General features: G+C 43.8%; 24 protein-coding genes. 13 read left to right on the forward strand and 11 right to left on the reverse strand.

Features of this window, described 5'->3' with window-relative positions:
• Positions 1 to 429: 429 nt before the first annotated feature.
• The 3 genes from QQ041_RS09690 (at position 430) to QQ041_RS09700 (ending at position 3,914) form a co-directional block, all read left to right on the forward strand.
• Positions 430 to 2,493 (forward strand): protein-disulfide reductase DsbD, encoded by a 2,064-nt coding sequence (locus QQ041_RS09690; RefSeq protein WP_285953931.1) that lies wholly within the window; start codon positions 430 to 432, stop codon positions 2,491 to 2,493.
• Positions 2,494 to 2,496: 3 nt separating this feature from the next.
• A complete protein-coding gene (locus QQ041_RS09695) occupies positions 2,497 to 3,066 on the forward strand; it encodes a protein disulfide oxidoreductase (RefSeq protein ID WP_146490904.1) in 570 nt (189 codons plus the stop codon).
• Between the two features lie 128 nt (positions 3,067 to 3,194).
• Positions 3,195 to 3,914, forward strand: a complete 720-nt coding sequence (locus QQ041_RS09700) for a DsbA family protein (RefSeq protein ID WP_146490905.1) — start codon at positions 3,195 to 3,197, stop codon at positions 3,912 to 3,914.
• A gap of 309 nt (positions 3,915 to 4,223) precedes the next feature.
• On the opposite strand, the gene QQ041_RS09705 is transcribed toward QQ041_RS09700, so the two are convergent.
• Positions 4,224 to 5,243 (reverse strand): succinylglutamate desuccinylase/aspartoacylase family protein, encoded by a 1,020-nt coding sequence (locus QQ041_RS09705; protein ID WP_146490906.1) that lies wholly within the window; start codon positions 5,241 to 5,243, stop codon positions 4,224 to 4,226.
• A gap of 377 nt (positions 5,244 to 5,620) precedes the next feature.
• Here QQ041_RS09705 and QQ041_RS09710 point away from each other — a divergent pair, with 377 nt between their 5' ends.
• The 3 genes from QQ041_RS09710 to QQ041_RS09720 all read left to right on the forward strand — a co-directional run bounded on the left by QQ041_RS09710 (position 5,621) and on the right by QQ041_RS09720 (position 8,306).
• Positions 5,621 to 6,574 carry a porin gene (locus tag QQ041_RS09710; protein WP_285953755.1) on the forward strand — a complete coding sequence of 318 codons (954 nt, stop codon included), beginning with the start codon at positions 5,621 to 5,623 and terminating at the stop codon, positions 6,572 to 6,574.
• A 155-nt stretch (positions 6,575 to 6,729) separates the two neighbouring features.
• Positions 6,730 to 7,620, forward strand: coding sequence for a DMT family transporter (locus QQ041_RS09715; RefSeq protein WP_285953756.1), 891 nt, complete (start codon positions 6,730 to 6,732; stop codon positions 7,618 to 7,620).
• A 68-nt stretch (positions 7,621 to 7,688) separates the two neighbouring features.
• Positions 7,689 to 8,306 carry a glutaredoxin gene (locus tag QQ041_RS09720; RefSeq protein WP_285953757.1) on the forward strand — a complete coding sequence of 206 codons (618 nt, stop codon included), beginning with the start codon at positions 7,689 to 7,691 and terminating at the stop codon, positions 8,304 to 8,306.
• A gap of 158 nt (positions 8,307 to 8,464) precedes the next feature.
• On the opposite strand, the gene QQ041_RS09725 is transcribed toward QQ041_RS09720, so the two are convergent.
• The 3 genes from QQ041_RS09725 to QQ041_RS09735 all read right to left on the reverse strand — a co-directional run bounded on the left by QQ041_RS09725 (position 8,465) and on the right by QQ041_RS09735 (position 10,541).
• Complete coding sequence (locus QQ041_RS09725) at positions 8,465 to 8,599, reverse strand: hypothetical protein (RefSeq protein ID WP_279626256.1); 135 nt, start codon at positions 8,597 to 8,599, stop codon at positions 8,465 to 8,467.
• Positions 8,600 to 8,884: 285 nt separating this feature from the next.
• Positions 8,885 to 9,235: a hypothetical protein gene (locus tag QQ041_RS09730; protein ID WP_017057980.1), complete on the reverse strand. Its 351-nt coding sequence runs from the start codon at positions 9,233 to 9,235 to the stop codon at positions 8,885 to 8,887.
• Positions 9,236 to 9,335: 100 nt separating this feature from the next.
• Positions 9,336 to 10,541 (reverse strand): multidrug effflux MFS transporter, encoded by a 1,206-nt coding sequence (locus QQ041_RS09735; protein ID WP_285953758.1) that lies wholly within the window; start codon positions 10,539 to 10,541, stop codon positions 9,336 to 9,338.
• A gap of 108 nt (positions 10,542 to 10,649) precedes the next feature.
• Here QQ041_RS09735 and QQ041_RS09740 point away from each other — a divergent pair, with 108 nt between their 5' ends.
• Positions 10,650 to 11,546 (forward strand): LysR family transcriptional regulator, encoded by an 897-nt coding sequence (locus QQ041_RS09740; protein WP_146490910.1) that lies wholly within the window; start codon positions 10,650 to 10,652, stop codon positions 11,544 to 11,546.
• 161 nt (positions 11,547 to 11,707) lie between these two features.
• Positions 11,708 to 13,552, forward strand: a complete 1,845-nt coding sequence (locus tag QQ041_RS09745) for a bifunctional diguanylate cyclase/phosphodiesterase (protein WP_285953759.1) — start codon at positions 11,708 to 11,710, stop codon at positions 13,550 to 13,552.
• A 106-nt stretch (positions 13,553 to 13,658) separates the two neighbouring features.
• Here the strand turns inward: QQ041_RS09745 and QQ041_RS09750 are convergent, their stop codons facing one another.
• From QQ041_RS09750 to QQ041_RS09760, 3 genes are all read right to left on the reverse strand, one after another.
• Positions 13,659 to 14,969 (reverse strand): peptidoglycan DD-metalloendopeptidase family protein, encoded by a 1,311-nt coding sequence (locus QQ041_RS09750; RefSeq protein WP_285953760.1) that lies wholly within the window; start codon positions 14,967 to 14,969, stop codon positions 13,659 to 13,661.
• Positions 14,970 to 15,245: 276 nt separating this feature from the next.
• Positions 15,246 to 15,545 carry an isoamylase early set domain-containing protein gene (locus QQ041_RS09755; RefSeq protein WP_009845720.1) on the reverse strand — a complete coding sequence of 100 codons (300 nt, stop codon included), beginning with the start codon at positions 15,543 to 15,545 and terminating at the stop codon, positions 15,246 to 15,248.
• Positions 15,546 to 15,669: 124 nt separating this feature from the next.
• Complete coding sequence (locus QQ041_RS09760; protein WP_285953761.1) at positions 15,670 to 16,323, reverse strand: hypothetical protein; 654 nt, start codon at positions 16,321 to 16,323, stop codon at positions 15,670 to 15,672.
• A 32-nt stretch (positions 16,324 to 16,355) separates the two neighbouring features.
• Here QQ041_RS09760 and QQ041_RS09765 point away from each other — a divergent pair, with 32 nt between their 5' ends.
• From QQ041_RS09765 to QQ041_RS09780, 4 genes are all read left to right on the forward strand, one after another.
• Positions 16,356 to 16,838 carry a GFA family protein gene (locus tag QQ041_RS09765; protein ID WP_179947237.1) on the forward strand — a complete coding sequence of 161 codons (483 nt, stop codon included), beginning with the start codon at positions 16,356 to 16,358 and terminating at the stop codon, positions 16,836 to 16,838.
• Between the two features lie 150 nt (positions 16,839 to 16,988).
• Positions 16,989 to 17,663, forward strand: a complete 675-nt coding sequence (locus QQ041_RS09770; protein WP_285953762.1) for a YoaK family protein — start codon at positions 16,989 to 16,991, stop codon at positions 17,661 to 17,663.
• 229 nt (positions 17,664 to 17,892) lie between these two features.
• A complete protein-coding gene (locus QQ041_RS09775; RefSeq protein WP_017105635.1) occupies positions 17,893 to 19,263 on the forward strand; it encodes a YjiH family protein in 1,371 nt (456 codons plus the stop codon).
• Positions 19,264 to 19,689: 426 nt separating this feature from the next.
• Positions 19,690 to 21,561, forward strand: a complete 1,872-nt coding sequence (locus tag QQ041_RS09780) for a methyl-accepting chemotaxis protein (protein ID WP_285953763.1) — start codon at positions 19,690 to 19,692, stop codon at positions 21,559 to 21,561.
• 118 nt (positions 21,562 to 21,679) lie between these two features.
• Here QQ041_RS09780 and QQ041_RS09785 read toward each other — a convergent pair whose 3' ends face one another.
• Both QQ041_RS09785 and ppiC read right to left on the reverse strand, forming a co-directional pair.
• Positions 21,680 to 23,074, reverse strand: a complete 1,395-nt coding sequence (locus tag QQ041_RS09785; protein WP_285953764.1) for an alpha-amylase family glycosyl hydrolase — start codon at positions 23,072 to 23,074, stop codon at positions 21,680 to 21,682.
• Between the two features lie 283 nt (positions 23,075 to 23,357).
• On the reverse strand, positions 23,358 to 23,639 hold the full coding sequence (ppiC, locus tag QQ041_RS09790) for a peptidylprolyl isomerase PpiC (protein ID WP_258185064.1): 282 nt from the start codon (positions 23,637 to 23,639) through the stop codon (positions 23,358 to 23,360).
• 281 nt (positions 23,640 to 23,920) lie between these two features.
• Between ppiC and QQ041_RS09795 the strand changes: the two genes are divergently transcribed.
• The gene (locus QQ041_RS09795) at positions 23,921 to 24,835 is read left to right on the forward strand and encodes a chemotaxis protein (RefSeq protein ID WP_048662365.1); all 915 of its coding nucleotides are present in this window, start codon (positions 23,921 to 23,923) and stop codon (positions 24,833 to 24,835) included.
• A 72-nt stretch (positions 24,836 to 24,907) separates the two neighbouring features.
• On the opposite strand, the gene QQ041_RS09800 is transcribed toward QQ041_RS09795, so the two are convergent.
• Together QQ041_RS09800 and hutZ are read right to left on the reverse strand one after the other, a co-directional pair.
• Positions 24,908 to 25,465, reverse strand: coding sequence for an ATP:cob(I)alamin adenosyltransferase (locus tag QQ041_RS09800; RefSeq protein ID WP_285953765.1), 558 nt, complete (start codon positions 25,463 to 25,465; stop codon positions 24,908 to 24,910).
• A 162-nt stretch (positions 25,466 to 25,627) separates the two neighbouring features.
• On the reverse strand, positions 25,628 to 26,158 hold the full coding sequence (hutZ, locus tag QQ041_RS09805; protein WP_060469343.1) for a heme utilization protein HutZ: 531 nt from the start codon (positions 26,156 to 26,158) through the stop codon (positions 25,628 to 25,630).
• Positions 26,159 to 26,257: the final 99 nt, after the last annotated feature.

Below are 26,257 nucleotides of genomic sequence, written 5' to 3' on the forward strand. Positions count from 1 at the left end.
ATCTATCCTAGTTGATGCACAAACTCACACGGAAGCCAGTAACCCTCAAACCGACATCGCTTCTTCAGAAAAAATGACCGCTCTATACGCCAGTGTTTTCGGTTTAGAAGCCTCTAAAATGTTAACTTCACCCAATTCAAGTTCATGCAGCCTAAGTTCAAAAATGCTGACCTTTGCCGCCCCAAAAACCGGCTGGCTGATCCCATTCGTACTTATTATTGCTGTTGCATTTAATTTACCGCCTCACATCTCAAGGTTATCTAGAGATAATCATCGCTCTACTCGACCTACAAAACACCGATTGCATCTAAAGCACTGTATATTTAGAGAGTAAATAACCGGGCTACTACACCCTTTTATTTATTTTTTGGAGATACATTTGTGTACAACACACTACTAACTAAGTTTGTCGATTCATTGGCATTCTCTATGCGTACATGCGCGAAAACCTTAGTCACTGCCCTTTTGGTTATGACGTCATTTACCGCCTTGGCACAGACAACGGGCTGGCTTAGTGTGCCTGAGCATCCGCCTGTTAAGATGCGAATGATGTCGACAGGTGAACAGTCGGATGACGGCTCTAAAATCCAAACCGTGCTCGATGTCGTGCTCGACGGCGACTGGAAAACCTATTGGCGTAGCCCAGGCGAAGGTGGCATTCCGCCAAGCTGGGACTGGTCTGGTTCAACAAACATTGAGTCAGTAGATTGGCATTGGCCGATACCTAAGTATTACGAGCAGCTTGACGTCATGACGTTAGGTTACAAAAAGCACGTCAGCTTTCCTGTCACGTTAACCCTGAAAGACAACACAAAGCCTGCAATATTCAGGGCGTCGTTTACCTTTCCGTCGTGTACCAATATCTGTGTGTTAACCGATTACGATATCGAACTGCCGATTGACCCACAAACTTTAGCGCTCGATGAAGAAGCGATGTTTTTGTTCAACCAAGGCATGAGCCAGTCGCCACGAGAAGCTAACCGCACTGCGGTGAACGGTCTATTTTGGGATAAGAGCAAGCAGCAATTAGTTACTCAGCTAACAAGTAAAGATGGCTGGGATAAGCCTATGGTGTTGATTGACGGGCAAGAAGTGATTGATGACTTCTTCTCTCAACCAAGCGTCCACATCACAGACAATACAATGACAGCCGTATTTGATGTGAGCAACTGGATCGGTGAAGTCGACTTAACGGACCGTACAGTGAGTGTCACTGTTTCAGACAGTAATTTTGCCGAAGAGATGACGGCTCAAGTTGGGTCACAACCGATCACTTATCAAACAAGCAACAACGGTTTTCTGGCAATGATTGGCTTTGCTTTAATTGGTGGTTTGATCCTCAACATCATGCCATGTGTGTTGCCAGTATTAGGAATGAAGTTAAACAGCATCATTCAAAACCAAGGTGCATCTAATCGTCATATTCGACTGTCATTCCTAGCTTCTGCTTCAGGTGTCATTACATCATTTGCGCTGTTAGCCCTAGGTATGACAGCTCTAAAAATGGGTGGTAATGCGATTGGTTGGGGAATCCAATTCCAAAATGTTTGGTTCATCGGGTTCATGCTGTTCATCACTTTGCTGTTCTCGATTAACCTGCTTGGGTTATTCGAATTCAGACTACCATCAGGCTTAAACACTTGGATGGCAACCAAAGGCGATGACTCACATTCAGGCCACTTTGTTCAAGGCATGTTTGCGACGCTGTTAGCAACGCCGTGTAGCGCGCCATTCCTAGGAACCGCAGTCGCGTATGCACTCGGAGCAAGCTACCAAGAGTTATGGGCTATCTTTATCGCGCTCGGTATTGGTATGAGTGCGCCTTGGTTGATCTTTGCGCTATTCCCAAGCCTAACCAAGTTGCTTCCAAAACCTGGAGCGTGGATGTTCAAAGTTAAGCTGGTATTTGGCTTAATGATGTTCATTACCAGCCTTTGGCTAACAAGCCTTCTGAATCCATTCATTGGTAAATTCCCGACTATCCTGCTGTCGCTATTTATCGTGATTTCAGTGCTAGTTTGGATTGGCATGAAACTGGGCCGAAAGGTACTGATTCCTATCATGGCAACCACAACCTTGGTGTTTGGTGCTGCATTGATCGTCGGTAGTGTCACCGCTGATAACTGGGCGACACCCATTGTTGACGATCTCGCTTGGCAAAAGCTGGATGCGAAGCAAATCCCTCAGCTCGTTGATGAAGGCAAAACGGTCTTTGTCGATGTGACGGCTGATTGGTGTATCACCTGTAAAGCCAACAAGATCGGTGTCATCCTTCAAGATCCTGTCTACAGCCACCTACAACAAGAAGACATAGTTTTGATGAAAGGCGATTGGACGACACCAAGTGAAAGTGTCACCCAATACTTACAAAGTAATGGGCGATTTGGTGTGCCATTTAATATCGTCTACGGTCCAAGCTATAAAAGCGGTATTCCACTTCCTGTCATTCTCAACAGTGACACTGTCGTGCAAGCCATCGATGCTGCGAGATAACTGATGAAGACTCCCAACAATGAAGAGAGATCTAACACGGCTGAAGACAGCACTGTAAAGAGTGAGGCCAAAAAGCCAAGTCGTCTTAAGAAGTGGGGAAAGGAACTGGTTTCAATGATACTTATCGTTGGCGTGGTTTCATTTGCCATGGACTTTTATCACAGCAGAAGTATGCCTCAGGGCGATGCGATTCCAATTGTGGGTCAATCGCTCCAAGGGGAAGATATTGATGTTATCGAGCTAAGCAAAAATGGTAAGCCTGTCATTGTCTATTTTTGGGCGACTTGGTGTGGTGCCTGCAAATTTGTGAGCCCAGCCGTCAATAGCTTCAACGACTCCCATCAGGTGGTTTCGGTCGCTCTATCGTCTGGCCCAGACGAGCGTGTCCAGCGCTACTTGGATGCAAAAGAGTATGACTTCCCTGTTATCAATGATCTTTCTGGGTCAATCAGCAGAAGTTGGGGCGTTAATGTCACTCCAAGCATCGTCATCATCAAAGACGGAAAGATCAGCAGTATCGCAACAGGCGTTACTTCTCCTATAGGGCTGTGGTTAAGAACCTACTTTGCCTAACTCGCTCACAAAGAAAAAACAGAGCAAAGCTAAGTGAATAAAGCGATTCAGCCCGTTTAACAAACAACATTAATGTGAGCGCAACCCAATAAGCGCTCACGATTATCACGAATTTGAGAAAAGACAATATGAAAAAGCATCTGATAAGCGCACTGATTTTAGGCTCACTATTGAGTACTAATGCCTTCGCAGAATTAAACAAAGAGCAAACTCAACAACTTGAAGAAATTAATCAATTCCTGAAAGAGAACCCTTCAACAATCTCTGGGTTGCATACCAGTTTAGAGCAGTACGTAGCAGGTCAAGAGCAAGCGAAGAAAGCCCAAGCGGAAAGCCATGATTGGTTATACAACAATGACGCTCACCCAATCACGGGCAATCCGGATGGCAAATCGGTCATTATTAATTTTACAGACTATAACTGTCCTTACTGTAAGCGCTTGGAAAAAGGCTTGGTTCAATTAGCCTCTGAAAATAGCGATATTAAAGTGATCAACGTGTACTTATCGTTTAAGCAGCAACAGGTTTCGGGTCTAAACACCAACGCAGCGCTATACGCGATGAAAGTATGGAAAGATAACCCAGAAGTATTCCCTGAAGTTGATAGATTGCTGATGGCGAAAAGCGGCATTCACTCGAAAAGCTCACTAGAAGCAGTCGCCAAGAAGACGGGAACAGAGGCGGAGCTAAAAACAACTCAAGAACAAAACCAGGTTCTAACCACTAACCACCAAACCTTTAGCGCTCTAGGTTTAACAGGCACTCCAACCATGATGATGAACGGAAATGTTTTACCGGGATATGTGCCTTATGACCGACTTAAAGATATCGTGGACGACGCTTTTTAATCGAGTTTAGACAGAGATAAAAATTCGAAAGAGAAGTGAATAAAAAGCCGACTCGTAGTCGGCATTTTGATGAGCTTAAAATAATGTTTTCAATATTATTTTTGAAACAGAAAAGCAGTCGAAGTGTCACTATCTTGCAATGGATTCTTAATCTACACTCGCTACTCTAAAAGCAGTTCTGTCGATGAGTCCAAGACGTGCTTACTCTAGACAACTGTCTTTTGACCGAGCCCCTTGCTCGGTCTTTTTTTTGCGTGTTTTAGATGGCGACACAGCGCATTAACACGGAAACGTCCAATCAACTGAACCCTAACTCAGCAAGCGACAAACAAGTGCACCCGGTTCCCTTAACGCATCCACGTTATAGCTAAGGACACATCCAGCAGATGGCGCGTGATAGCGGCGACACTCATTACCAAAAGCGTCATATTGAATTGCTAACAAATCATCTTGCTCCACGCTTTGTAAAAGCTCGACCTGAGGCAAAACAAAACCACCAATATCAGCACGAATAGATACCACATTGTTACCTTCAATCCAATCCATACTCGGCAACTGGCTTGTCCCCAACGGATCTTTTCCCTCAACTTCAAGCATCTCGTAATAGGAGAGCATATTCAAAACGCCGTCTACTGCTCTTTGAATCATTTCAGGCTGAGTAAACTTACCCATGCCTACTTCCACCGTGATACTTGGTATTCCACTTCGATTCCAAACCGTTTCAAGAATACCCGGGTCGCCAGGATCATTAAGCACACAATCAGGTTGCATCAACCTTGCCATCTCCAAACATTGTTCAATTCGGTAATCAGCAAACACATAAAGTGGGTAGACCGCGCCACGAGTTTGAGTATGGAGATCAACAGCGAATGTCGCATTGAGCTTAAGTAAGCGATCCCACAGAGACGCAACAAAGCGCTCCGCAGCTAAACCATGTGCATCACCCGGAAAGAGTCGATTAAGATTCGCAGGACATGAGCCAGGATCTGAAGAGACGAAGTCACGACTATGGTTCAACAAACCTGACAAGTTCACCGTAGGCACAATCGTTACCGAGCCTTTTAGGGTTTTACCCACTAAGTCACGGATAATTTGCTGAGCAGCCAACACACCGTTTAGCTCATCACCGTGAATGCCGGCAGTGATCATCAATTTAGGGCCATCTTGGCTGCCTTTGAAAACAGAAACCGGCATATTCTTAGGCTGCCCTAGTCCATCACTGGTTACTTGAAACCAAAACTGATGCTCTCCAACGGGTAAGTCTTCAACATTCAAGGAGCCAATAACCTGTCTGCCTTGTAAAACATCACCTAAGTACTCTGTTTTCATCCAACGTCTCCATCTTGTTGAGCAAAATCTATTCTCTTCTAAGTTTTTGCATCATAGAGGATATCTTAACCAGTACAAGCAGTTAATCAGATTAACAAGCTCTAAAGCGCTCCCAAAATTCACCAGCATCGACATACGTGATTCCAAGGTAAAACTTGTCAATGTGACCTTTGAAATACACGCAACTTGTATAACTATTCACAGAACACTCAGTCTGATGAAATAAAAGTGCAATAAAATCAACACTTAAAAAAGTTCCCCATTCACGAAAATGTAATTTTATAGAAATGAAAGCTTAATTTAGCTGTTCTAAATTAGCTTAATATCGAAACGGAGAGCACATTGCTCACGGATTTTAAAATACAAGGTAAGTGATTATGAAAAAGGCAGTTCTAGCTTCTGCAGTGGTAGCGGCACTAGTTTCAGGTTCATCTCTAGCAGCAACAGTTTACAGCTCGGATGGTACGGAACTTAAAATTGGCGGTCGTGCGGAAGCTCGCTTCAACGTCTCTGATAACAACGAAAGTGCGTCTGACAGCTCTTTTAAAGACAAGTCACGTGCCCGTGTAAATATCTCAGGAAAAACTCAAGTTTCTGATGAACTATACGGCTTTGGTAAATATGAAGCTGAGTTTACAGGAGACACAGCTGTTGGTGTTAACGGAGAAAAAACTGACTCACTTACTAACCGTTACTTCTTTGCTGGTCTTGGTACCAACTTCGGAGAATTTTCTTACGGTAAGCAAGACTCGGCTCAAGTAATGTTGACAGATATTACAGATACTATGGCTACATTTGGTGCAGATGCCGCTGATGCTGTCGCTGGTAACAAAGACAAACGCGAAAACAACTTCCTTTACTCTGGCGAATTTGACGCGTTGACAGTTCAAGCAAACTACATCGCAGCCGATGAAAAAGATGCGGACAGCTTTGGTCTTGCTGCTATGTACAACCTAGGCGCTTTTGACCTTGGTGCTGGTTACGTTTCCCAAAAGAATGGTAACTTCGATGATGACCAGATTAACCTTGTAGCTCAATTCTCGATGGATGCGTTTACTGTTGGTGGCTTATACACAATGGCTTCAGTTGCAGATGAAGATTACACTGGCTACGAGCTTTCAGCTATCTTCAAAGCAACTAAGCAGTTATCACTAATTGGTGTATACAACTACGGTGAGTTCGATAAAGCGGCTGACGAAGAAGCAAACAACTTTGCTATTGAAGCGGTATACAAGTTTAACGGCCACATTCGTACCTATGCTGGTTACAAGTTCGAGCAACTAGACAATAAAGATGACCAACTACAAGCTGGTGTACGCTACGACTTCTAATCTAAATTTACTTTAGATGAAGGCTAAAAAGGTTGGGCAATGGCTCAACCTTTTTTCATATTCAAATATTCTGACTAACTTCATCAATGCTTTTTCTGGTTTCATTGTGCTAAATCCGTATCATAGGTGAACCACATCAAATAATTAGAAGCATCATGTCACAACACCATCCGATTCAAGGCGCTAGCTGGATGCTAACCGCTGGTTTAGCCTTTGCTGTCATTAACAGCCTTACTCAAATCGCTAGCATTCATTTCGGACTTACTTCTACCACCGTCGCCGTCATTCAATACGCTATCGCGTTGTTCGCTATTCTTCCTTATCTGAAAACGCTAGGCATTCGCAGAGCACTAAAAACCGACAACCTCAAATTGCACGTGTTCCGGGTCTTCTTATCAGTCATTGGTATTCAGCTGTGGATTTGGGCGTTAGCTTACCCAGTGCCTATTTGGCAAGGTATTGCCCTTCTCATGACTTCGCCTTTATTCGCGACTATAGGTTCTGGGTTTTTTCTAAAAGAGAAAGTGGGCGCTGCTCGTTGGGGAGCGACCTTAGCAGGCTTCGCTGGTGCGATGGTTATTCTCGAGCCATGGGCTGAAGACTTTAACTGGGCAACACTGTTACCAGTTGGTGCCGCTTTCTTTTGGGCATGCTACTCACTGATGGTTAAAAAGCTCTCTTCACAAGACAGCCCTTCAACCATGGTGGTCTACCTTTTACTATTGATCACGCCATTTAATATCCTACTTGCCGCGCCTGATTGGCAGACTCCAAGCGGCGGTACTATTTGGGGAATATTAGTTGTTATTGGTGTAATGACAGCACTCGCTCAGTGGGCAATTGTAAAAGCTTATTCCGTCGCTGATGCTTCATTTGTTCAACCGTTTGACCATGCGAAATTGCCGCTAAATGTTCTAGCTGGTTGGGTTGTATTTAGCTGGGTTCCACCAGGTCGCTTATGGTTAGGGGCTGCTATTATTATTGCGTCAGTTGCGTTTATTACCCACTGGGAAACTAAAAAGCCTTCGAAACTGAAGAAAGTTTAGGGGTGGTGAAATAAATAGTTCGACTGTCCGTTCTATATGGATAATAGAATTCAAACGAGGCCGTAACCATGAAGAAACCAGTCAAGATTACACTATACCGTTGGGCAGGCAGCTGGGGTCCATTTACAGTGAACATCCCATGTGGAGAATGTACTTTGACCAAAGATATTCTTAAAGATACTTTTGAGAATGAGTTGGCCGATGTCGATGTCGAATTGGAAGTGAAAGATTGGTTATCTCACTGGTGGGAACCTTTAAAGCTGGGCTCTTGGCATGCTCCGATCCTTGTTGTTGAAGGTAAGGTAGTAAGCCAAGGCGAAGCACTAAATCGCGGTGTTCTGATTCAATCGGTCATTAAAGAGTGGACCAAAAGAGATACCCTAAAAGGCAATATTGTTTATGGCAAAGCAACCTGCCCATTCTGCGTTAAGGCGAAGAAAATGCTTGATGAAGCGGGTGTTGAATACCAATACCATGATGTCGTAAAAGACAGCGCAGCTTTGTATCGTATGATTCCAGAGGTAAAAGCGCACATTGGTGAGAAAACACCAGTAACTGTCCCTCAGATCTGGCTCGATGGTAAATACATCGGTGGAGCAGACAACTTAGATGCATGGATGAAAGAGAATGGCTTAGATAGCATCCCAAATAATGTTGTCGATCTGTCCAACCAATCAGCAGGCTAAACTCACACAGAGCTATAAATCCAATCGTGAATTAATCAGTGTTTTTTGTGTCCATCCACAACAAAACAGGGCGATGAACTTCATCAATCGCTAAAACGACAAAGGCCTTAAACATCATAGATGTTTAAGGCCTTTTAAAATTCCGTTTTTTAAAATGCTTATTTAGCCATTTTCTTCATCATTCGCTTAAGGAATGATGTTTTTTTTGGCTTTGGCTTGCCATACAATGCTTCGTGCATCATGTTTTTTGCTGCCATTTGACCAAGGTATGCATGGCCTAGTTCGTAATTCATGCTTATCTCCGCACATAATCAACTTTCCTTAGCGCGGATTTTACACTTAAAACGCCCAAAAACAATACATGCATCACACTTTAATGCAATAAAATCCATTAATTTGCAACAAACCTAATTTTGTCTCTGTGCTAATCAGCACTGTCTATGTATATCAATGAGTTAACCTGAATTCTGGTTTGAGCTTAATGCTCCATTCCTAATAACAGTCCAACACATTGATTTAGACGCTTATAAAAAAAAGCAGCTCAGAGAGCTGCTTTCTAAAATACTTTACTAAGAACCCTAGCTGCGCTTTGGCTGTCTGTAAGTTTTACCAGCAATTTGGTATGTGTCTTTTTGCTTCAATTCAAACATTGTTTCAAAGAACCAAGCTGCAAATTTGATTAAGTCATCGCCTTCATTCATGACATGTTCGATGTACTCTTGCTCTTCGCCTTGTTCATTTTCTTGAAGCGTCACGTGGTAAATACGCTTTTCGCCTTCCACTTCAGCTAGTGCAAATTGACCCGTCAGTGATGCAGCAGCCTCAGCGACTTCTGTATCCTCATTGGATTTCAATAGCTCAAGCGCTTGAGGCAGGCCATCTAGTGCGCAGATAGCTTTTACCAGTACTTCAAATTCATTTTGCTGCATTTTGTTTTTACCTATTCAATGGACCGAAGCATTGTAGAAAACCATCAGCACAAATACAACGTATTAACGATGGTGCATTGGACGATAGTGGACTAGGCATTTAGCTATATTCCACTTCAACAGTATCATCTTTCTTGTTCATTTTGGTTGAAGACCAAAGCACGCCCCCCATAGCTCCTCCAATAATCAAGTAGAACACACCTAACTGTAGGTAAGTCGTCACCCAACTCTCGACGAGATACCCACCAAGTAAACCCGCCAAACACATCTGAATTGAACCCGACAATGCAGAGACCGCACCAGCTTGTTTCTTATGTGGTTCCAACAACATACTAATAGAGAGAGGAAAAGAGATACCCTGCGCAATAGTCAGCCAAGTAAACGCCCAAACTAAGTTAAAGATGGATAACTCATGAGTCAAAAGCCAAGTTCCCGACGCCAAGATAATCAAGATAGCTAGGCTCATCAGTTGAGGCGTACTAAACCTACGATTGAGCAAGTTTAAAGCGACGCTACCTACCAGCAAGCCTGCCGAAGGGACAATCATCAATGTGCCGTATTCTGCGGCAGTCAGCCCTAACTGCTCTTGCATTAAGAATGGAAACAGCGATAAAGATACCAAACTTGCCATGTAGCTCATCCAGTTATAACTGGCACTGGTCAACACTTGGCGGTTAGTCAACAAGCGTCCGTAGTTCTTCACCACTTGGCAGGCATCAAAGCGACTCTTTCCATATGGCAAAGTCTCAGGCAACACAAAGTAACCCAGAGTGAATATTGCCAGTAGATACAGTAGAACAAACAGGAACACCGCTTGCCACCCGAGGTGAAATGAAATCCAACCACCAAATACAGGCGCAATGATAGGCATGATCGAAGCGGTGATCGAGATATAAGACAACGCTTTGGTCAGTTGAGGGCCATCATAACTGTCGCGGAGCACACTTCGTCCGAGAACCGAAGCACTACCCGCTCCTAAACCTTGCAACAAACGGCCAACCTCTAGCGCCAGCATGTTGTCAGAAAACACGACACAAACGATAGTACCAATCAAATAAACGCCCTGGCCTAACAAGAAGATAGGCCGTCTTCCCACCGCATCAGACATAGGTCCATAAAATAGCTGAGACAGGCCAAAACCCACAAGGAACAGCGTGACGAGCAGCTGTACATCTACCTGAGTCACACTTAAGTCAGAAGCAATTAACGGCAAAGATGGCAAATAGATACTCACACCTACCTGCCCCGTAGCAATAATCATCATTGCTAAGAGTAACGGCGTTTTTTTAAAGGTCGATTGGCTCAAAAAATTCCCTATTCGTTTGATATTTGTTCATGATATAAGTTTATATTCAAAACCAGTAATTGATAATTAACCAAATTGGAATTTAATTAAGTCCTAATAGGAAACAATATGGATTGGATTCTCAACGTAAAGAGCTACGTTAGAGTGGTGGAAGAAGGCAGTTTCAATGGTGCTGCGCGTAAACTCAATACCACCAGCTCAGCGATAAGCAAAAGGGTAAACTGGCTCGAAGAACGCATCGGGACTCAGCTACTGAAGCGTACAACCCGCTCGATTAGCCAAACCGAAGCGGGCGCGCTGTTTTACCAACGAGCCAAAGATCAGCTCGATAACTGGCAGTCAATCATTGATGAAACTCGCTCAGTTAACCAAACTCCCGCAGGCTTACTGAAGATAGGTGCGACCATCGCGGTCGGCTCTAAGTTTCTGGTTCAGCACATGGACGACTTCCTTGAAAAGTATCCGGATATTAAGGTACAGCTCATCACCACCACTTCAGGACAATTACCTGAACTTGGATTGGATCTGGTGATCAGTCGAGAATTGGAACAGCTCAACTCTTTAAGCTTCAAGAAAACGCCCTTGTTTGAGCACAAAGCGGGGTTCTATGCCGCACCGAGTTACCTCGCCAAACACGGTTACCCCACCTGCGAACAAGATTTAGAGCAGCATAATTCTTTAATCTGGGGAGAGCGTCCAACCCGTGAAGTCACGCTAACCAAAGGGCAACGCATCACTTTAAACGGCAACTTTGCTACCACGAATCCAGAAGCTTTGTTTCATGCTGCGAAGCGAGGAATGGGAGTGTTGTTAACCATCAAAGCGATGATCAAAGAAGATCTTAAACAAGGGACGTTAGTTCCAGTATTACCAAATATAACCGCCGACGAAGTGATGGTTTACGCGTATTACCCTAAGCTTGATTACTCACATACGCGAACCAAGTTATTTCTGGATCATTTAAAAGAGAGGCTAGACAAAGAGCGCAGCACTCAGGCTCTGTGAAATAAGTCACATTTTAATTTGAAAAGTTATACAACACGAACAATAATAAACTAGACGCATATAAGTACTAAAACTTAAGACTGCGTAGTGCCAAAATCGTATAGACAAGATCATACACATACAGCTTACACAGTGAATCTGGTTAACTAAGGATGGTGACTATGACTCAACATACGCATAACAGCATGATAGACACAGAGCGCATTGGTCGTTTACTGAAATTGGAAGGTATAGACCTTTTAGAGTCAGCCGTACTTACTTTACATCAAACCTTTGGTACTCAGTACACCAGCATCATTGAGAAGAAGCACTTCCCAGATCAAATCGTTCCTTTGGTGATCGCCCACTCTGACCATGTACTGCATGATAAAATCAACGCACGTCATGGGCAGATCTACCAACAAGCAGTCAATCAAAGGCACCCGGATTGCTCGTTTGCTCAGCATGTCGTCCAGTCATTGCCAACATCGGCATTTAGGCAGGAAATCACCTCACAAAACTCCATCGCGATCCCTACTCGTACTCAAAGTGGTGAAGTGATGGGGGTGTTGTTCTCAACGTTTACCTCGCCTCTAAGTCCAGTTCAACAACAAGACGTGATAAAACACCACCAATTGTTCGCTGACATCATCATCCACACCTTGCGTGAAATGTGGTTCAACGACCGTTCTGAACAACTGGTTAATCAACTCAGTTACGAAGTATCACACGACAGCTTAACGGGGGTACTAAACCGAAGCTGCTTGTCTGATACCTTGGAATCGATCACTCAACAGAGCGTCACTCCATTCTCGCTCGCCCTGCTCGACATCAATAGCTTCAAAGCCATCAATGACATGCACGGCAATTATATTGGCGATAAGGTACTTCAATTTGTCGCAGAAACATTGCGTAGAACCTTACCCGAAAGCAATCTGACTTTCCGGACTGCTGGCAATGAGTTTGCTTTCATTACCTATAATTCGGACCCAATAGCAGTTTGCGAGCAAATCCTAGCCAAGATAAAACAAGGTTACAGTAATGTTGATATTAAAATCGATTTCGACGTTAGTATCGGCATTGCTCGTTCAGATGGGGGTGACAAGGACGTAGAACAGATCATCTTCAACACTAGCTTGGCACTTAAAGAGTGTAAACACAGCCAAGATACCCACATTCAATGTTACGACACTCACTTGAGGGTCCGTTATCAAAGGAAAACCGAGTTAATCACCGCCTTACGAAGTGAACTTGAGAGTCCTATTTCAGGCAGTTATGTACCCAATGGTAATGGCATGTACGTAGTTGTGCAGCCGATCGTAGGTCAAGCTGATACTCAATGGGAATATTTCGAAGTACTTACTCGCTGGAAAACGAACAAACATGGTGATATATCGCCGGTGGAGTTCATTCAAGTGGCAGAAGAATCAGGGCTGATTGTAGAACTGGGAGAACGCATCATCGAGTTGGTGTGCCGTGCAAAAACCACACTAGAGCAAGGCTTGGGCTACAAGGTTAAGCTTGGAATTAACTGCTCCGCGCACGAGCTCACCGATTCGAAACGTTATATCTCATACCTGACTCGAACTATTGAACAGCACCATTTTAAGGCGAATGAGTTTGTTATCGAGTTAACCGAAACAGTACTACTCTCTCCGACGCAAGAGACTAAATCCGCTCTTAACTTTCTGAGAGGACAAGGCTTCACGATTGCACTCGACGACTTCGGTACCGGCTACTCCAGTTTGAACTACATCCACAGCTACCCTATCGATTGCATTAAAATTGATGCAACCTTTATTCGTAACTTACTAACAAGCTCTACATCCGAGAGCGTTGTCTGGTTGATTGTTCAACTAGCCCATAGGCTCGATGTATCTTTGGTTGCGGAAGGTGTTGAGAAGCGTGAGCAATTAGAAAAACTGCACGCAATGGGGTGTGACAAAATCCAAGGCTATCTCTACTCGCCCCCGATGCGACCTGAAGCTATCGTTAGCTATGTCGCGCACTCAGAGCCTTTAGTTTAAACCCTTACCGAACCTTCTATTGAGAACTAAAAAGCCGCAAGAGCATCACTTAACACTGACTGTGCTTTGTGATGCTCTTGCGGCTTTAAAACAGTTTAATGGCTAGCTACTTACTAGTATTATTAACCATTGCTAGATTGCGAGTTTCTAACGCTGCCTTCAATAGCTTATCAGCTTCATCTCTTGCAGCTACAAACGTCGCTTTTTCCTTTTTAGGCACAGAATCTGCCATAGGGATATTCGCTGTCATTGCATTCACAGGACGACCGCGCTCAATTAGCTCGTAGTGCAAGTGTGCGCCGGTCACTCGGCCAGTTTTACCTGATAAACCAATGCGCTGACCACGAGACACCTTTTGTCCTTTACGCACGAGGATCTTGCTCAAATGTAGGTAGCGTGTTTTATAAGTACTACCGTGCTGAATAACCACGTAATTACCAGCGTATGGGTGCTTACGAGTCATAATCACTTTGCCATCACCCGTCGCTTGAACTGGGGTGCCAATCGGCGTCGCGAAATCTGTACCATTGTGCGGTGAGACTCGCCCAGTCACGGGGTGTAAGCGCTTAGGATTAAATTGAGAACTTTGACGCCAACCACTGCTCACCGGGTAACGTTGGAAAGCACGCTGCAAGCTATCGCCATTGGCATCGTAATATTGCCCATCAGTATGTAAATACGCTGACACAACACGATTACGATTCATGATCTTAATTGCTTCAATTTCACGTTTTCCGGTTGCAACACCATCAACAAATTGCGCTTTCTGAAGCACTTCAAACTGATCACCAACACGCAAGTCACGGCTAAAATTAAGCTTATCTTTCAACAGAGTAACAATATGATCAATCTCAAGACTATTCAGGCCAACCTTGTTAGCCGACATCGAGAAACTGCCTTGAATATCACCCACTAAAGGCTTTTGCTTCCATTCACCCGGAATAGAAATATCTTCGAATTCGTAGCTACCGTCATCAAGCAGTCGATAAACCACTTTATCTGCGACGCTAAATTGAAGCTCCATTTTGGAAAGTTCATCCGTCGCTTCATCACGCCAGAAACGTAAGGTATTGCCCGGACGAAGCGTATCTAACGCAAGAAAGTTTAAATCGGTTTCCATCACGCTCATCATCGATTTATAAGAAAATCCAAGTTGAGTGAAAATGCTACTCAAGTTATCGCCCGTTTGAATTTGATACTCAAATGTCGGTGGCTCAATAACGGTAACAGAAGAAGGTGACAGAATGGACTCAATAACGGTTGAGTCTGGTAAATCAAGATCGATCGTTTTCGTCAGATCCGATTGTGAAGATTGCAAAGCAACACCAATCGCTGCAATAAGTGGCAGCCCTAAAATAGCTACTTTTTTTACAGGTGAAAGCTCAGCAAACGCAGAGGGAAATATTTTTGAATACACGGTAAACAGGTCTTTCTACGATATAAAGGCATAGGATATGCTTTTCAAACGCATAAATCATCAATGCATTGTCATAATATGATATGAATCTGCTCAATTTAGGCTAAGTCATTGAGTTGCCATAGATGAAGAAGCAATTAAACGAGAAATAAAATTAACCGCTACATTTGAAAATAAAAAAGCAGAAACGGCTAGTATCTGCTTTTGATTGATTTACGTTATTCCGTTTCGATTAATTAATAGACGAAGCGAATTAGTTGATAATTTAGGCCAAAGTTAAGCGTTAACCGTCGATACCAAGCAGTTGTCTTCACCAAACTCGTTAGGGATGTAACGATCAGCATTCGCATCGTTAACCCATTGTTGGTCATCAACTAGGTAGCGAAATTGAAACTCGCCATCTTTAGGTAAGCGAGTTTTAAACTTGTAAACCTTCCCTTTTGCCAGTTTTTTCATTGGCGTGGCTTTCCAATCAAGAAAGTCAGCAACGATGGATACCGAGTTCGCTTCTTGAGCTTCTAGCTCGAAGGTCACTTCAACTTCATCTTTCGTTTTAAAAAAACGTTTATTAATCATTCGCAAGCTCCATTTGTAAAAGTAAGCAGACACAAAGCAAAGTGTGTCTAAATTTCATTCATCTACCTAAGATAATATGTAATTTGGCTCACATAAACAACAGATCCTTACACTAACGAAAACGTTATTGCTTACCAATTGATTGCGTATCAAAAGAAAAGCTCATTAACACCTTTTCAGAAGGGGATTCTGCAAATGATTGTTCCGAAGAATGCTGAGTAAAGCCGATAAAACCTTCCCCAGTGAGTTTATTCTGTGATCGCGAATCTGGCTGCTTAGCGACCTCCAATGTCTGAATCTGTATACGATCACCCAGTAAAAGTTGGTCGACTAACACCACACGGCTTCGTTGCTGGTCATGTTTAAACAGGCCAAGATAATAAAACACACCGCTGCCTTGGTTAGATATCCACATCGGCGCGACAAAGAAACTCGCCTTACCCAGCGTGACAGCTGAAAGGTTATTGGTATCTACCGTTACCACACCGCGCTCAACACCTGAGTCATAGCGTCCAAACGCGATCGCTCTAGGTTCATCTACTTCATTGATAAAAGCGTACGCGTTGGTCTCAGGTACTTTAATTGTCCATGGGTTGGTTGTCTTCAAATCACAAACGGTTTCTACGACTGGGTCATAACTCAATTGAGAAGAAGGGAACTTCGCCAAGATCTCTTCGTCACTTAAGCTAAAGCGATAAATCCCCGCCAGTATGACTACAACTAACATGATAATAGGAATCAGTAAAATCAGAGGAATAGGTAAGATTTTCTTTTTCATGAGCAATTATATTCTTTTGTTTTCATCCAGTTGTGCAGACCATAAAGGGCTTTAGTATAATTATCAATACAGGGTTAACCAGAAGTGGAGCATGGATGGATATCAATCATATTAAAGATAGAAATATCAGAAGTTGCGAATGCCGCTGTGGATCAGTCAACCTAGTATGCAGAGGTGAACCTCAACGAACCTCTGTATGCCATTGCTATGAGTGTCAGAAACGCACCGGAAGTGTATTCGGTGTTCAGGCTAGATTCCCAATAGAGCAAGTCACCCTAAGCGGAGAAGTGACCTCTTTCTCACGCATCAGCGACACGGGTAATGAAGTCACCTATCAGTTTTGCCCTAAATGTGGCACCACCATGCTCTTACAATCTGTTGCTGCTGCCGATTTTTATATTGTCCCGCTCGGATTATTTAAAGAGCAAGACTTTCCGCTACCAAGCTTTTCAGTCTACGAAGAACGGAAACATGGTTGGGTCAAATTCGACCATCAAATGAGTCACTATAACTAGCTTGTTACTGACCTTTATCTTTATAAAGCAACAGCATTAAAGCAAACTGCAATACTGTTGCCTAAGATCAAATATCAATGCTCCACAACGCTAGCGTATCTTTTCGCTAGCGTTATAATCTGCTCCTCTTTTTAACCCAGGGTGAACAACATGATTTCTAAGCTACCTCGCTGGGTTGAATACGGCGCCTTACTGTTAGCAGGCCTTGCTGGCAGCGTTAATGCAATCGGCTTACTCGGTTTCCAACACCAAGCAATCTCCCACATATCGGGCACCATGTCTTTACTAGGCAGTAGTCTGCTCACACCAACTTCGGCTTCTGTCCATCTCCTGTTGGTGATCATGAGCTTTATGTTCGGTGCAGCGTTCAGCGGGTTCTTTATTGAAAATCAAGCACTGAAGCTAGGCCGCCGTTATGGTGTTGCTTTATGTATAGAAGGTGGATTACTGTTCTTGGCACTATGGGCACTGTTGCAAGGCTACACTTCAGGCCAGTATTTCGCTTCAGCCGCGTGTGGTTTGCAGAATGCGATGATCACCACTTACAGCGGTGCAATCATTCGAACAACACACATGAGCGGGATCATTACCGATCTTGGGATCATGATTGGCGCACGCTTAAAGGGGATGCCCTTTGACCGCCGAAAAGCCAAGCTGCTGATGTTCATTGTGGTTGGCTTTCTGTTTGGTGGTTTAAGCGGCGCATGCCTGTTTCAGCGCTTTGAAATTTTAGCGTTGGCTTTTCCGGCTTCATTTGCGTTCATTATTGCGTTTAGCTACTGGCTCTACCTGACCTATCGGACTGAAACCCCAATCAATTTATAAATATCTGGCAATATATCCTCAACATACGTAACATCCGCAACACTTTATTCTAAACTCTTAATGAGTTGCAGAATAACCAGTGTGAATAGTTAGCGATATTTGATGAATAGTATTGCAAGCACTATCAATACTGGGTAATCTTGCAGCCAGTGAGAAAATACGGATGTTTAGAGAATAAAAACGCCAAGGATGTGGCTTTTTTACATGTAGAAATACGAGAACAATTAACATGTCTAACAACACGAATACTGCTCAACCAGAGAAATCTAAAGGCAGTTTCTGGGTTTTCTTAATCCCATCTCTGATTGGTTTGTTCCTTTTCATGGCGCCAATCAGCTACCAAGGTGATCTAACGATCCCTGTCGCTATTCTAGCGAAATCAATTCAAGCGGTTTTTGGTGAATACTTAGTTTCTATTATCACTGCAATCGTTGCTTTCATGTCTGTGGCTTCCGTTTTAAGCACCATTTTCAAACCTACATTCATTACATCAAGCTCTTTCTTAAACGGTCTTTTCAACCCATCTCCACTATGGTTGTTGGTTCGTCTTATCGGTGGTGCTGCTGCATTCATGGCTTTCTTCCAAGTAGGCCCTGAATTTATCTGGGAAGAAAACACTGGTGGTCTCGTACTAGAAGGCCTACTTCCAACACTGTTCTCAGTATTTATCTTTGCAGGTTTACTATTACCACTTCTACTTAACTTCGGTTTGTTAGAACTGTTCGGTACGCTGCTAAGCAAAGTAATGCGTCCAATCTTCAACCTGCCAGGTCGTAGTGCTATCGACTGTATGGCTTCTTGGTTAGGTGATGGCAGCGTTGGTATCCTTCTTACAAGTAAACAGTACGAGAAGAAGTTCTACACTCAGCGTGAAGCTGCGGTTGTTGGTACCACTTTCTCAGCAGTATCTATTACGTTCAGTCTTGTCGTTATTGCTCAAGTAGAACTAGAGCACCTATTCCTGCCTTTCTACGCAGCAATCTGTCTAGCGGGTATTGTGGCTGCGGTAATCATCCCTCGCCTTCCGCCACTAAGCATGAAGAAAGACACCTTCATTGATGGCAGCAAGCCACACAAAGATGCTGACGCGATCCCTGCGGGTCACTCAACGTTCTCTTGGGGTCTTGAGCTAGCAGTAAACAAAGCATCACAAGTGAAGTCAGCTAAGTCTGTATTTGGCGAAGGCGTTCGTAACGCCGTGGATATGGTATTCGGCGTACTGCCTGTAGTGATGGGTCTTGGTACTATGGCTTTGGTTATTGCGGAATACACCTCTGTGTTCTCATTCCTAGGTCAACCTTTCATTCCATTCCTAGAGCTACTTGGTGTACCTGAAGCGGTTGCAGCATCTGAAACGATTGTTGTTGGTTTTGCGGATATGTTTATCCCAGCAATCCTTGCGGCTTCTATCGACAACGAGATGACTCGCTTTGTTATTGCAGCGATGTCGGTAACTCAGCTGATCTACATGTCTGAAGTAGGCGCTCTGCTTCTAGGCAGTAAGATTCCAGTGAACATCCTAGAGCTGTTTATTATCTTTATTCTGCGTACTTTAATTACGCTTCCAGTTATCGCTGGCGTAGCGCATCTAATATTCTAAATTAGACGCTACTTATATAACACCCTCTATTAAAGCCTCACTTTTGTGGGGCTTTTTATTTCCGTTAAACATATTCACCTTCTCACCCGAAACTCCACCAATATATAAAACCTGCAGTTCGCTTGATTTCATATCTATTTATCCTCTCCATCGCCTTTTAATAGAAAACCACACACATAAACGTCTAATTAATAAATTATCAATACCCGCAGGCTCTGGGCTCGCGTGTATCTTCAACTCATTGAACCAAATACTAAAAGTAACAAATATGTAATTTAGTGAATTTTGTATTGTTTAGGTTGTTGTATTTTTGTAGTCTATTTTGTGAAATTACATTCAAGTAAATTCCAATCTAGTCGATATATATAATTACAAAAACACGATTAACTTTAGTCTTCGCAAAGCCTGTGAGAAGGGGAAAACTCAATGAAATTTAGCCATAAGGTGGTTGCTGCATCATCAGCCTTGCTGCTAGTGACAGTATCATTGCTTTCAATACAACAACTTTACACCGTAAGAAGTGCTGTAGAAAACCACGTCAATGCGAGCCTGAAAGAAATGGTCTCTGGCGTTAAAAATACCGTCGAATCAGAGATGAACGCCAAGAAGGCGCTGGCTCAATCGACGACTGAAGTCATCGAGATCAACCCTCAAGATCGTACATACGTAAAAGAAATCTTAGAAAAGCCAAAGCTTAAAAACAGCTTCCTAGCGGTTGGTTTTGGTTATGAAGCCAACGGTTTCGTTATTGAAAATGATGACGGTTGGGATGCAGGGCCAGATTACGACCCACGAATCCGTCCTTGGTACATTGATGCTAAATCAAAAAACAGTTTAGTTGTGACCGCTCCTTATGTGGATGCATCAAGCAAAAAAGTCATCATCTCAGTGGGTACACCCGTTAAAGACAACGGTCGTTTCACTGCGGGTATGTTCTACGACCTAGAATTGACGAACCTCGCTACCTTGGTAAACCAAGTGAACTTGTTTGATGCGGGTTACCTATTCCTAGTAACAGCCGACGGCACCACGATTGCTCACCCAAATGCTAAGAACAACGGTGAAACGCTTTCAAGCTACATGCCTCAAGCGACTATTCGTGAAGGCTCTCAAGAAATTGAAGTCGACGGCAAAATGTTCTTAGTTAACTTCACCCACATCCCAAGTGAAGATTGGTACATTGGTGCCATCCTTGATGAAGAGATCGCTTTTCAAACCGTTGAAGAATTGAAGAACAGCTCGATGATCTATTCATTGATTGCGGTGATTCTTAGCATCATCGCACTGACTGTTCTGATTCGTGTATTAATGCGTCCACTGGATGCGCTTAACCAAGCAATTCAAGACGTAGCAAGCGGACAAGGTGACTTAACTAAGCGTCTAGATACCAATACCGACCAAGAGTTTTCTGACCTAGCGAAAGGCTTCAACACCTTTACCGAAAACCTGCAAAATCAGATCATTCAATCGAAAGCGATTGGTGTTGAGATTAAACGTGGCACTGAAATCACAGTGAAAGGTGCGGGCGAATCAGCGAACGCAATGAATACCCAGTTGCAAGAGCTTGAACAGTTAGCAACAGCAATGAACGAGATGGCGGTTACCGCAACAGAAGTCGCAAACAACGCTCAAGGTGCGGCAGCTGCTGCTCGTGAAGCAGACGAAGCAACACTAGACGGCACTTCTGTAGTTAGTGATACTACTCAAGCGATTGATAACCTATCTGAGCGCATCGACCAAGCCGTTGCTGAAGTACAAGTACTTGAATCAGCAACCGCAAACATCGAAACGATTCTTAAAGTAATCAACGATATTGCAGACCAGACTAACCTACTCGCATTGAACGCAGCGATTGAAGCGGCGCGTGCTGGTGAATCTGGTCGTGGTTTCGCAGTCGTTGCCGACGAAGTTCGAACTCTAGCGCAACGCACTCAAGAGTCAACCACTGAAATCCGCAACATGATTGAGCAGCTCCAAGCGGGTGCAAGCTCAGTATCGAACGCGATGAACCAAAGTAAAGACACAGCTACTGACGCCGTTGAACGTGCTCAGCAAGCGAACTCTTCACTTGACCGTATCCGTGACGCGATTCAGCGCATCTCTGATATGAACATTCAGATTGCTTCAGCAGCAGAAGAGCAGAGCTTGGTAGCGGAAGAGATCAACAACAACACTGTTAAGATCAAAGACCTTTCAACACAAGTATCAAACGCGGCTCAAGAAGCGAACACAGCAATGCAGGTACAAACGGACAATGTTCGCCAACAAGACGAGCTACTGAACAAGTTTACGGTTTAACCGCCTTACCGTTTAACTAACACTCTGTTTAGTAAAGAATAAACAGCTTCATATTAAAAGCCCCGCTTACTGATTGTCAGTAACGGGGCTTTCTTTTCAATCTTTTCTTTCTAACCGATTAGACGTAGCTCGTGGTCGTCAGCATCATGCACTGGTTAGGCTCAACCTTAATGGTTAAGTCCTTACCAACACAGTCGAACACCTCTCCAGACAACAAATCGGTCACTGCCCCAGTCCAATTTAATGAAGCTGTTTTGCTTCGTTTCGACTTGTTGATCACTACAATGCCTTTATCACCACGGACAAATACCAGTAAATCATCATTCGCTTCAACCACACGCATCGCTTCGCCATGAACATGGTTATGGAATTGAATCATGTTTTTCATGTAAGGCGCTTGCCAGTCGTTGAGCCAACGAGGCTGGCCGCTCTTGTCCAGAATACCACTGGTGCTCAGCTCACTGTAAACAAGCGGCACGCCGCCATCTCGACCAAGAATGAAAGCGTGCGCCAATCGCTCATCGACTTCATCCATCACATGCTCCAAAAACACCTCGTTGTTTGGAATATCATGAGTTACTGCAAACGTGATAGCTCGCATGTTCGACAGAGCTTGACCAAAACAGTAAGGGTTAATCAAAGACTTAAAACTGCCCTGCTCTTCAAATGCTTTGAAGATGGTGTTGAACAAAGGGAAATCGTACGCCCCTAAGCGAGTGTGTTTAAGGTATGGTTCAAGGAACAGCTCATACTCTTCTTCCGTCGCACCGCCATCAGTAATGATCTCGCCAAAGATGTGCATTTCTTCGCAGATATCGTCAGTCCACACCTTACGCAAGTGTGACAGTGTCATGTGTTTCGCTGCATCGATACGGAAACCTTTCACACCAATCGCTTTTAGAGCTTTTAGGTACGCTCGCTGCTGTGCGACCACATTATCGTTGTCTAACAGTGTTGGTAAGCCAGGATCACTGGCTCCACCAGTAATACGCCCGTTCTGAACTTCCCATGTGTCTTTCCAGTTCTTGATACCAAACGCTTCCACGAAGTCGTTTTCATCAAATAATGGTTTAGAAAGGTCACCAAACAAGCGGATGGATTCGTAATAGTCAGCATCTTTTTGATAAGACGTCATGTCTTGCTGATTGGGATACGTTAAATCGCTGCGGATACCTGATTCGTTGGCCATGTGATTAAACACTACGTCTACATAGGTACGAAGCCCGTGTTGCTTTAACGTGTTCACCATCGCAGTGAAGTCTTGCGTGTCACCCAACTGATTATCAATCACACGATAGTCTTGTGGCTGATAGCGTTGCCACCATTGAGTACCAGAATCTCGGTCGCAGCCTTTAGGACCGCGCAGCGATTTCATCGCCGGTGATACTAAAACAGATTTATAACCCAACTCTTGGATCAGTGGGGCGTTCTTCATTACGTCAGCGTAGCACCAGTCAAAGGCATGCAATATGACATCCGTCGCTGGGTTGCTTAACATAGCTGAACTCTCCATGTTGTTCTCCTACCAAACTCGTTTACAGCTTTCTAGATAAATACAAAGGCTAAAAGGCAAAGCTGCATAAATTTCCTCAAGAATGGCATTTATTATATGAGTTACTCATTAAAAACCCTCCTCCTCCTACCAATTACTCACGGTGGATAGTTGAGGGCGTAGCACCAATTATCGCATAACGTCTGGGATGAACACTCAGCCATTGTGCTTTTAAATGCGCAAAAAAGTCACAAAAAAGGAGCGTATATACGCTCCTTTTATTCAATCTATCACATATTTATTGCTAAGTTCTGTAAAGAACTTTAACCACATGCCAACCAAATTTTGTTTTTACAAGATGTGGTACAAGCGTCTCGCCAGAGAAACACACCTTATCAAACTGAGGCACCATTTGACCTTTTTTGAACTCGCCTAGGTCGCCGCCCTTTTTACCAGATGGACAGGTTGAATGTTTCTTTGCTAGCGTTTGAAATTTAGCGCCCTTTTTAAGCTGCGTCATGATGTCTTCTGCTAGTTCTTTATGCTTCACCAAAATATGAAGCGCTGCTGCTGTTCTTGCCATGATAATTCTCAGTTTGTTGCTGCCAGTTTACTTACGACGGTTGCTTAGAACATCGCTAATGAACTGACTGTTGTAAATCTGTTTGCCGCTAGCGACTTATCGAAATAAATTCATCGACAGCCAGCGTTTAGCGTGATTTTAACCCAAGAACAGCTATTCTTCACTCTATAACCGAAAACAACTGCCTTAAAGGCCATTAAAAACCGCATCGCGACTTGCTGCGGCTTCCATTTCCCTTTAAATTAATCCTTATGAATTAAGCGCGTATTAAGTAGGAGCCACTTATGGCCAAACCGATCAGTAAAGCGAGTCAGTCACAGGGAATGTTGATGTTCAAGTTATCCCTTACTCAAAGTTTTGCGATTGGCACACTTAAGGTCAGAGAAATCGTCCCTTTTCAACCGATGACTCAGATCCCCTACTCCCATCATCACGTGATTGGTACGGTGACTATCCGCGACCTTACGGTTCCAGTCATTGATATGTCCGCTGCGATTGGCTTCCGCCCGATAACACCCGCTGAATACCAAGATTGTGTACTTATCGTCACCGACTGTTTAAGAACAGTTGTGGCGTTCTTGGTTCGTTCGATTGATAAAATTATTGAATGTGACTGGAAGAGTATTGAATCTCCACCCACCAGTGTGGGTCGCAATGTCTTTGTAACGGGAATTACACGCTTTGAAGACCGTATTGTACAAATGCTCGACGTGGAACTGCTGCTTTCTAAGATCTACCCAGATTATGAGAATGCGCATATCCCGATGCTGACCGATGTAGAGAGAGAGCGCCTCAAAGCGTTGAACATCTTACTAGTGGATGACTCTTTGATTGCGCGTAAACAGTTATCTGATGCCTTAGACAGCATCAACATCCCTTACAGCATTTGTAACAACGGCTTAGATGCCATTGACCTAATGCGACGCCAAGCCAGTGCTGGCAATGCCATTGATCTCCTCGTGAGTGATATCGAGATGCCGGGATTAGATGGTTATGAGCTTGCATTTGAAGTGCAGAACGACAGTGCTCTAAGTCACGCTTACTGTATTTTGCACACATCACTATCCAGTGAGATCTGTGTTGACCGTGCCAATCAGGTGGGGGCACATGAAGCGCTTGAGAAGTTCAATGCGGGTGAGTTAATCGAAGCCATGCTACGCGGCGCAAAAGTCTTAAACGACGCCTCCACGGCAGCTTAAACCCTGTCTTAAAAGCTAAACCACCTTTCACTTTGGTTTAGCTTCCTACATGCCAAATCATCTAACGCTCGGTTAAGGCTTTTTCGGCATTGGGCTCTTTGGCATGGAATAGCTCTTACTCACGAACTCCACTTCCTCAACCCTTTTGACGTGATTGGTATAAGACGCCAAGGCATAGAGTGTATTCGCAACTAAGTTAGCGTATTTAAAAAGAATCGGGTCTGGCGACTTTTTGCTTTCATGATGTTCAATACTGACCAGTGCTCGCACGACCTTTTTAGCCTGACAACGACACAAGTGAAGTTCGCTCGACACTCGGTTCCCACCAGGTAAAACAAACCCTTTGAAACCACCTTCTAGCTGATCGCGAATGTGATGATAATCTTGCTTGAGCTCGACCAGTTCGGATTCAGTGATCGCTAATTTCCCACGTACTGAACCATTTAAATGATAGATGTTCGGTTGTAGGCGTTGCAGGATCTCGCGAACTTGTGGTTCCAATTCCAATGAAAGAACCAATCCAACTCGGCAGCAAAGCTCGTCCGACAGAATCTCAAAATCACAGACAGGACTGTCTTCATAAATAAACGGGTAGCAGAACTCGTCCCAATCTCGACTTACTGGTTTCACGTATCGATCCTTACACATAAATATTAATCAGACGCCAATATACCAAACTCTTTGATTGAGTCTGAGTTTATTAGCTCAAAGACCCGCAGTTTCCCTGCTTGATAATGAGATAGCAAAAAGCCCTCACATTGGAGGGCTCCTAAAGAAATCGATTAAACGAAATTATTCGTTAGACACTTTTTTGTGGCCTTCTTGTAGGTGAACGAAATCCACCAAATCGTCGCCTGACACTTGATATGCTTGACCAAAACCTTTCACGAACAGTCCGTTCTCTGCTTTAAGGTTGAATAGTGAGAAATCTTGAAGCTGGCTCAAACCATCGATGATCTCGCCAAAACGCTCTTGCATCTGGCCAATCACTTGAGTCCAAAGTTCTGTTTCACGCGCTACAACACTTGCTTGAGCATCAAACGTTAAACGCTTACGTGCGTAAAGCTGCTTCGAACTCTCTTCATCTTCAATCATCATCAAAGAGACTTGAGGGTTCGCTTTCAAGTTACGGGCATGACGAGCAATATCAGAAATTAGAACAAAGTAACCTTCTTGGTTCTGAACGAAAGGTGCGTAACTTACGTTCGGGCGACCTTCTTCGTCAACCGTTGCAAGTTGAAGGGTACGGCGCTCTTGGCGAAACTCTTTAATTTCTGGACCTAGGCGACCTTGTAGACGTTCTTGTTTTACTTGCTGTTCCATGGGTAATTCCTTTCTTCACTTTCTCTGATTTATTATTTTTGCTCGAGGTTGAACGATCATTAGCGAACTAAACGATCCTCGAGCATTGATGTCTTATTT

The organism is Vibrio sp. TMPB1044, assembly GCF_030442075.1.
Taxonomy (GTDB): domain Bacteria; phylum Pseudomonadota; class Gammaproteobacteria; order Enterobacterales; family Vibrionaceae; genus Vibrio; species Vibrio satsumensis.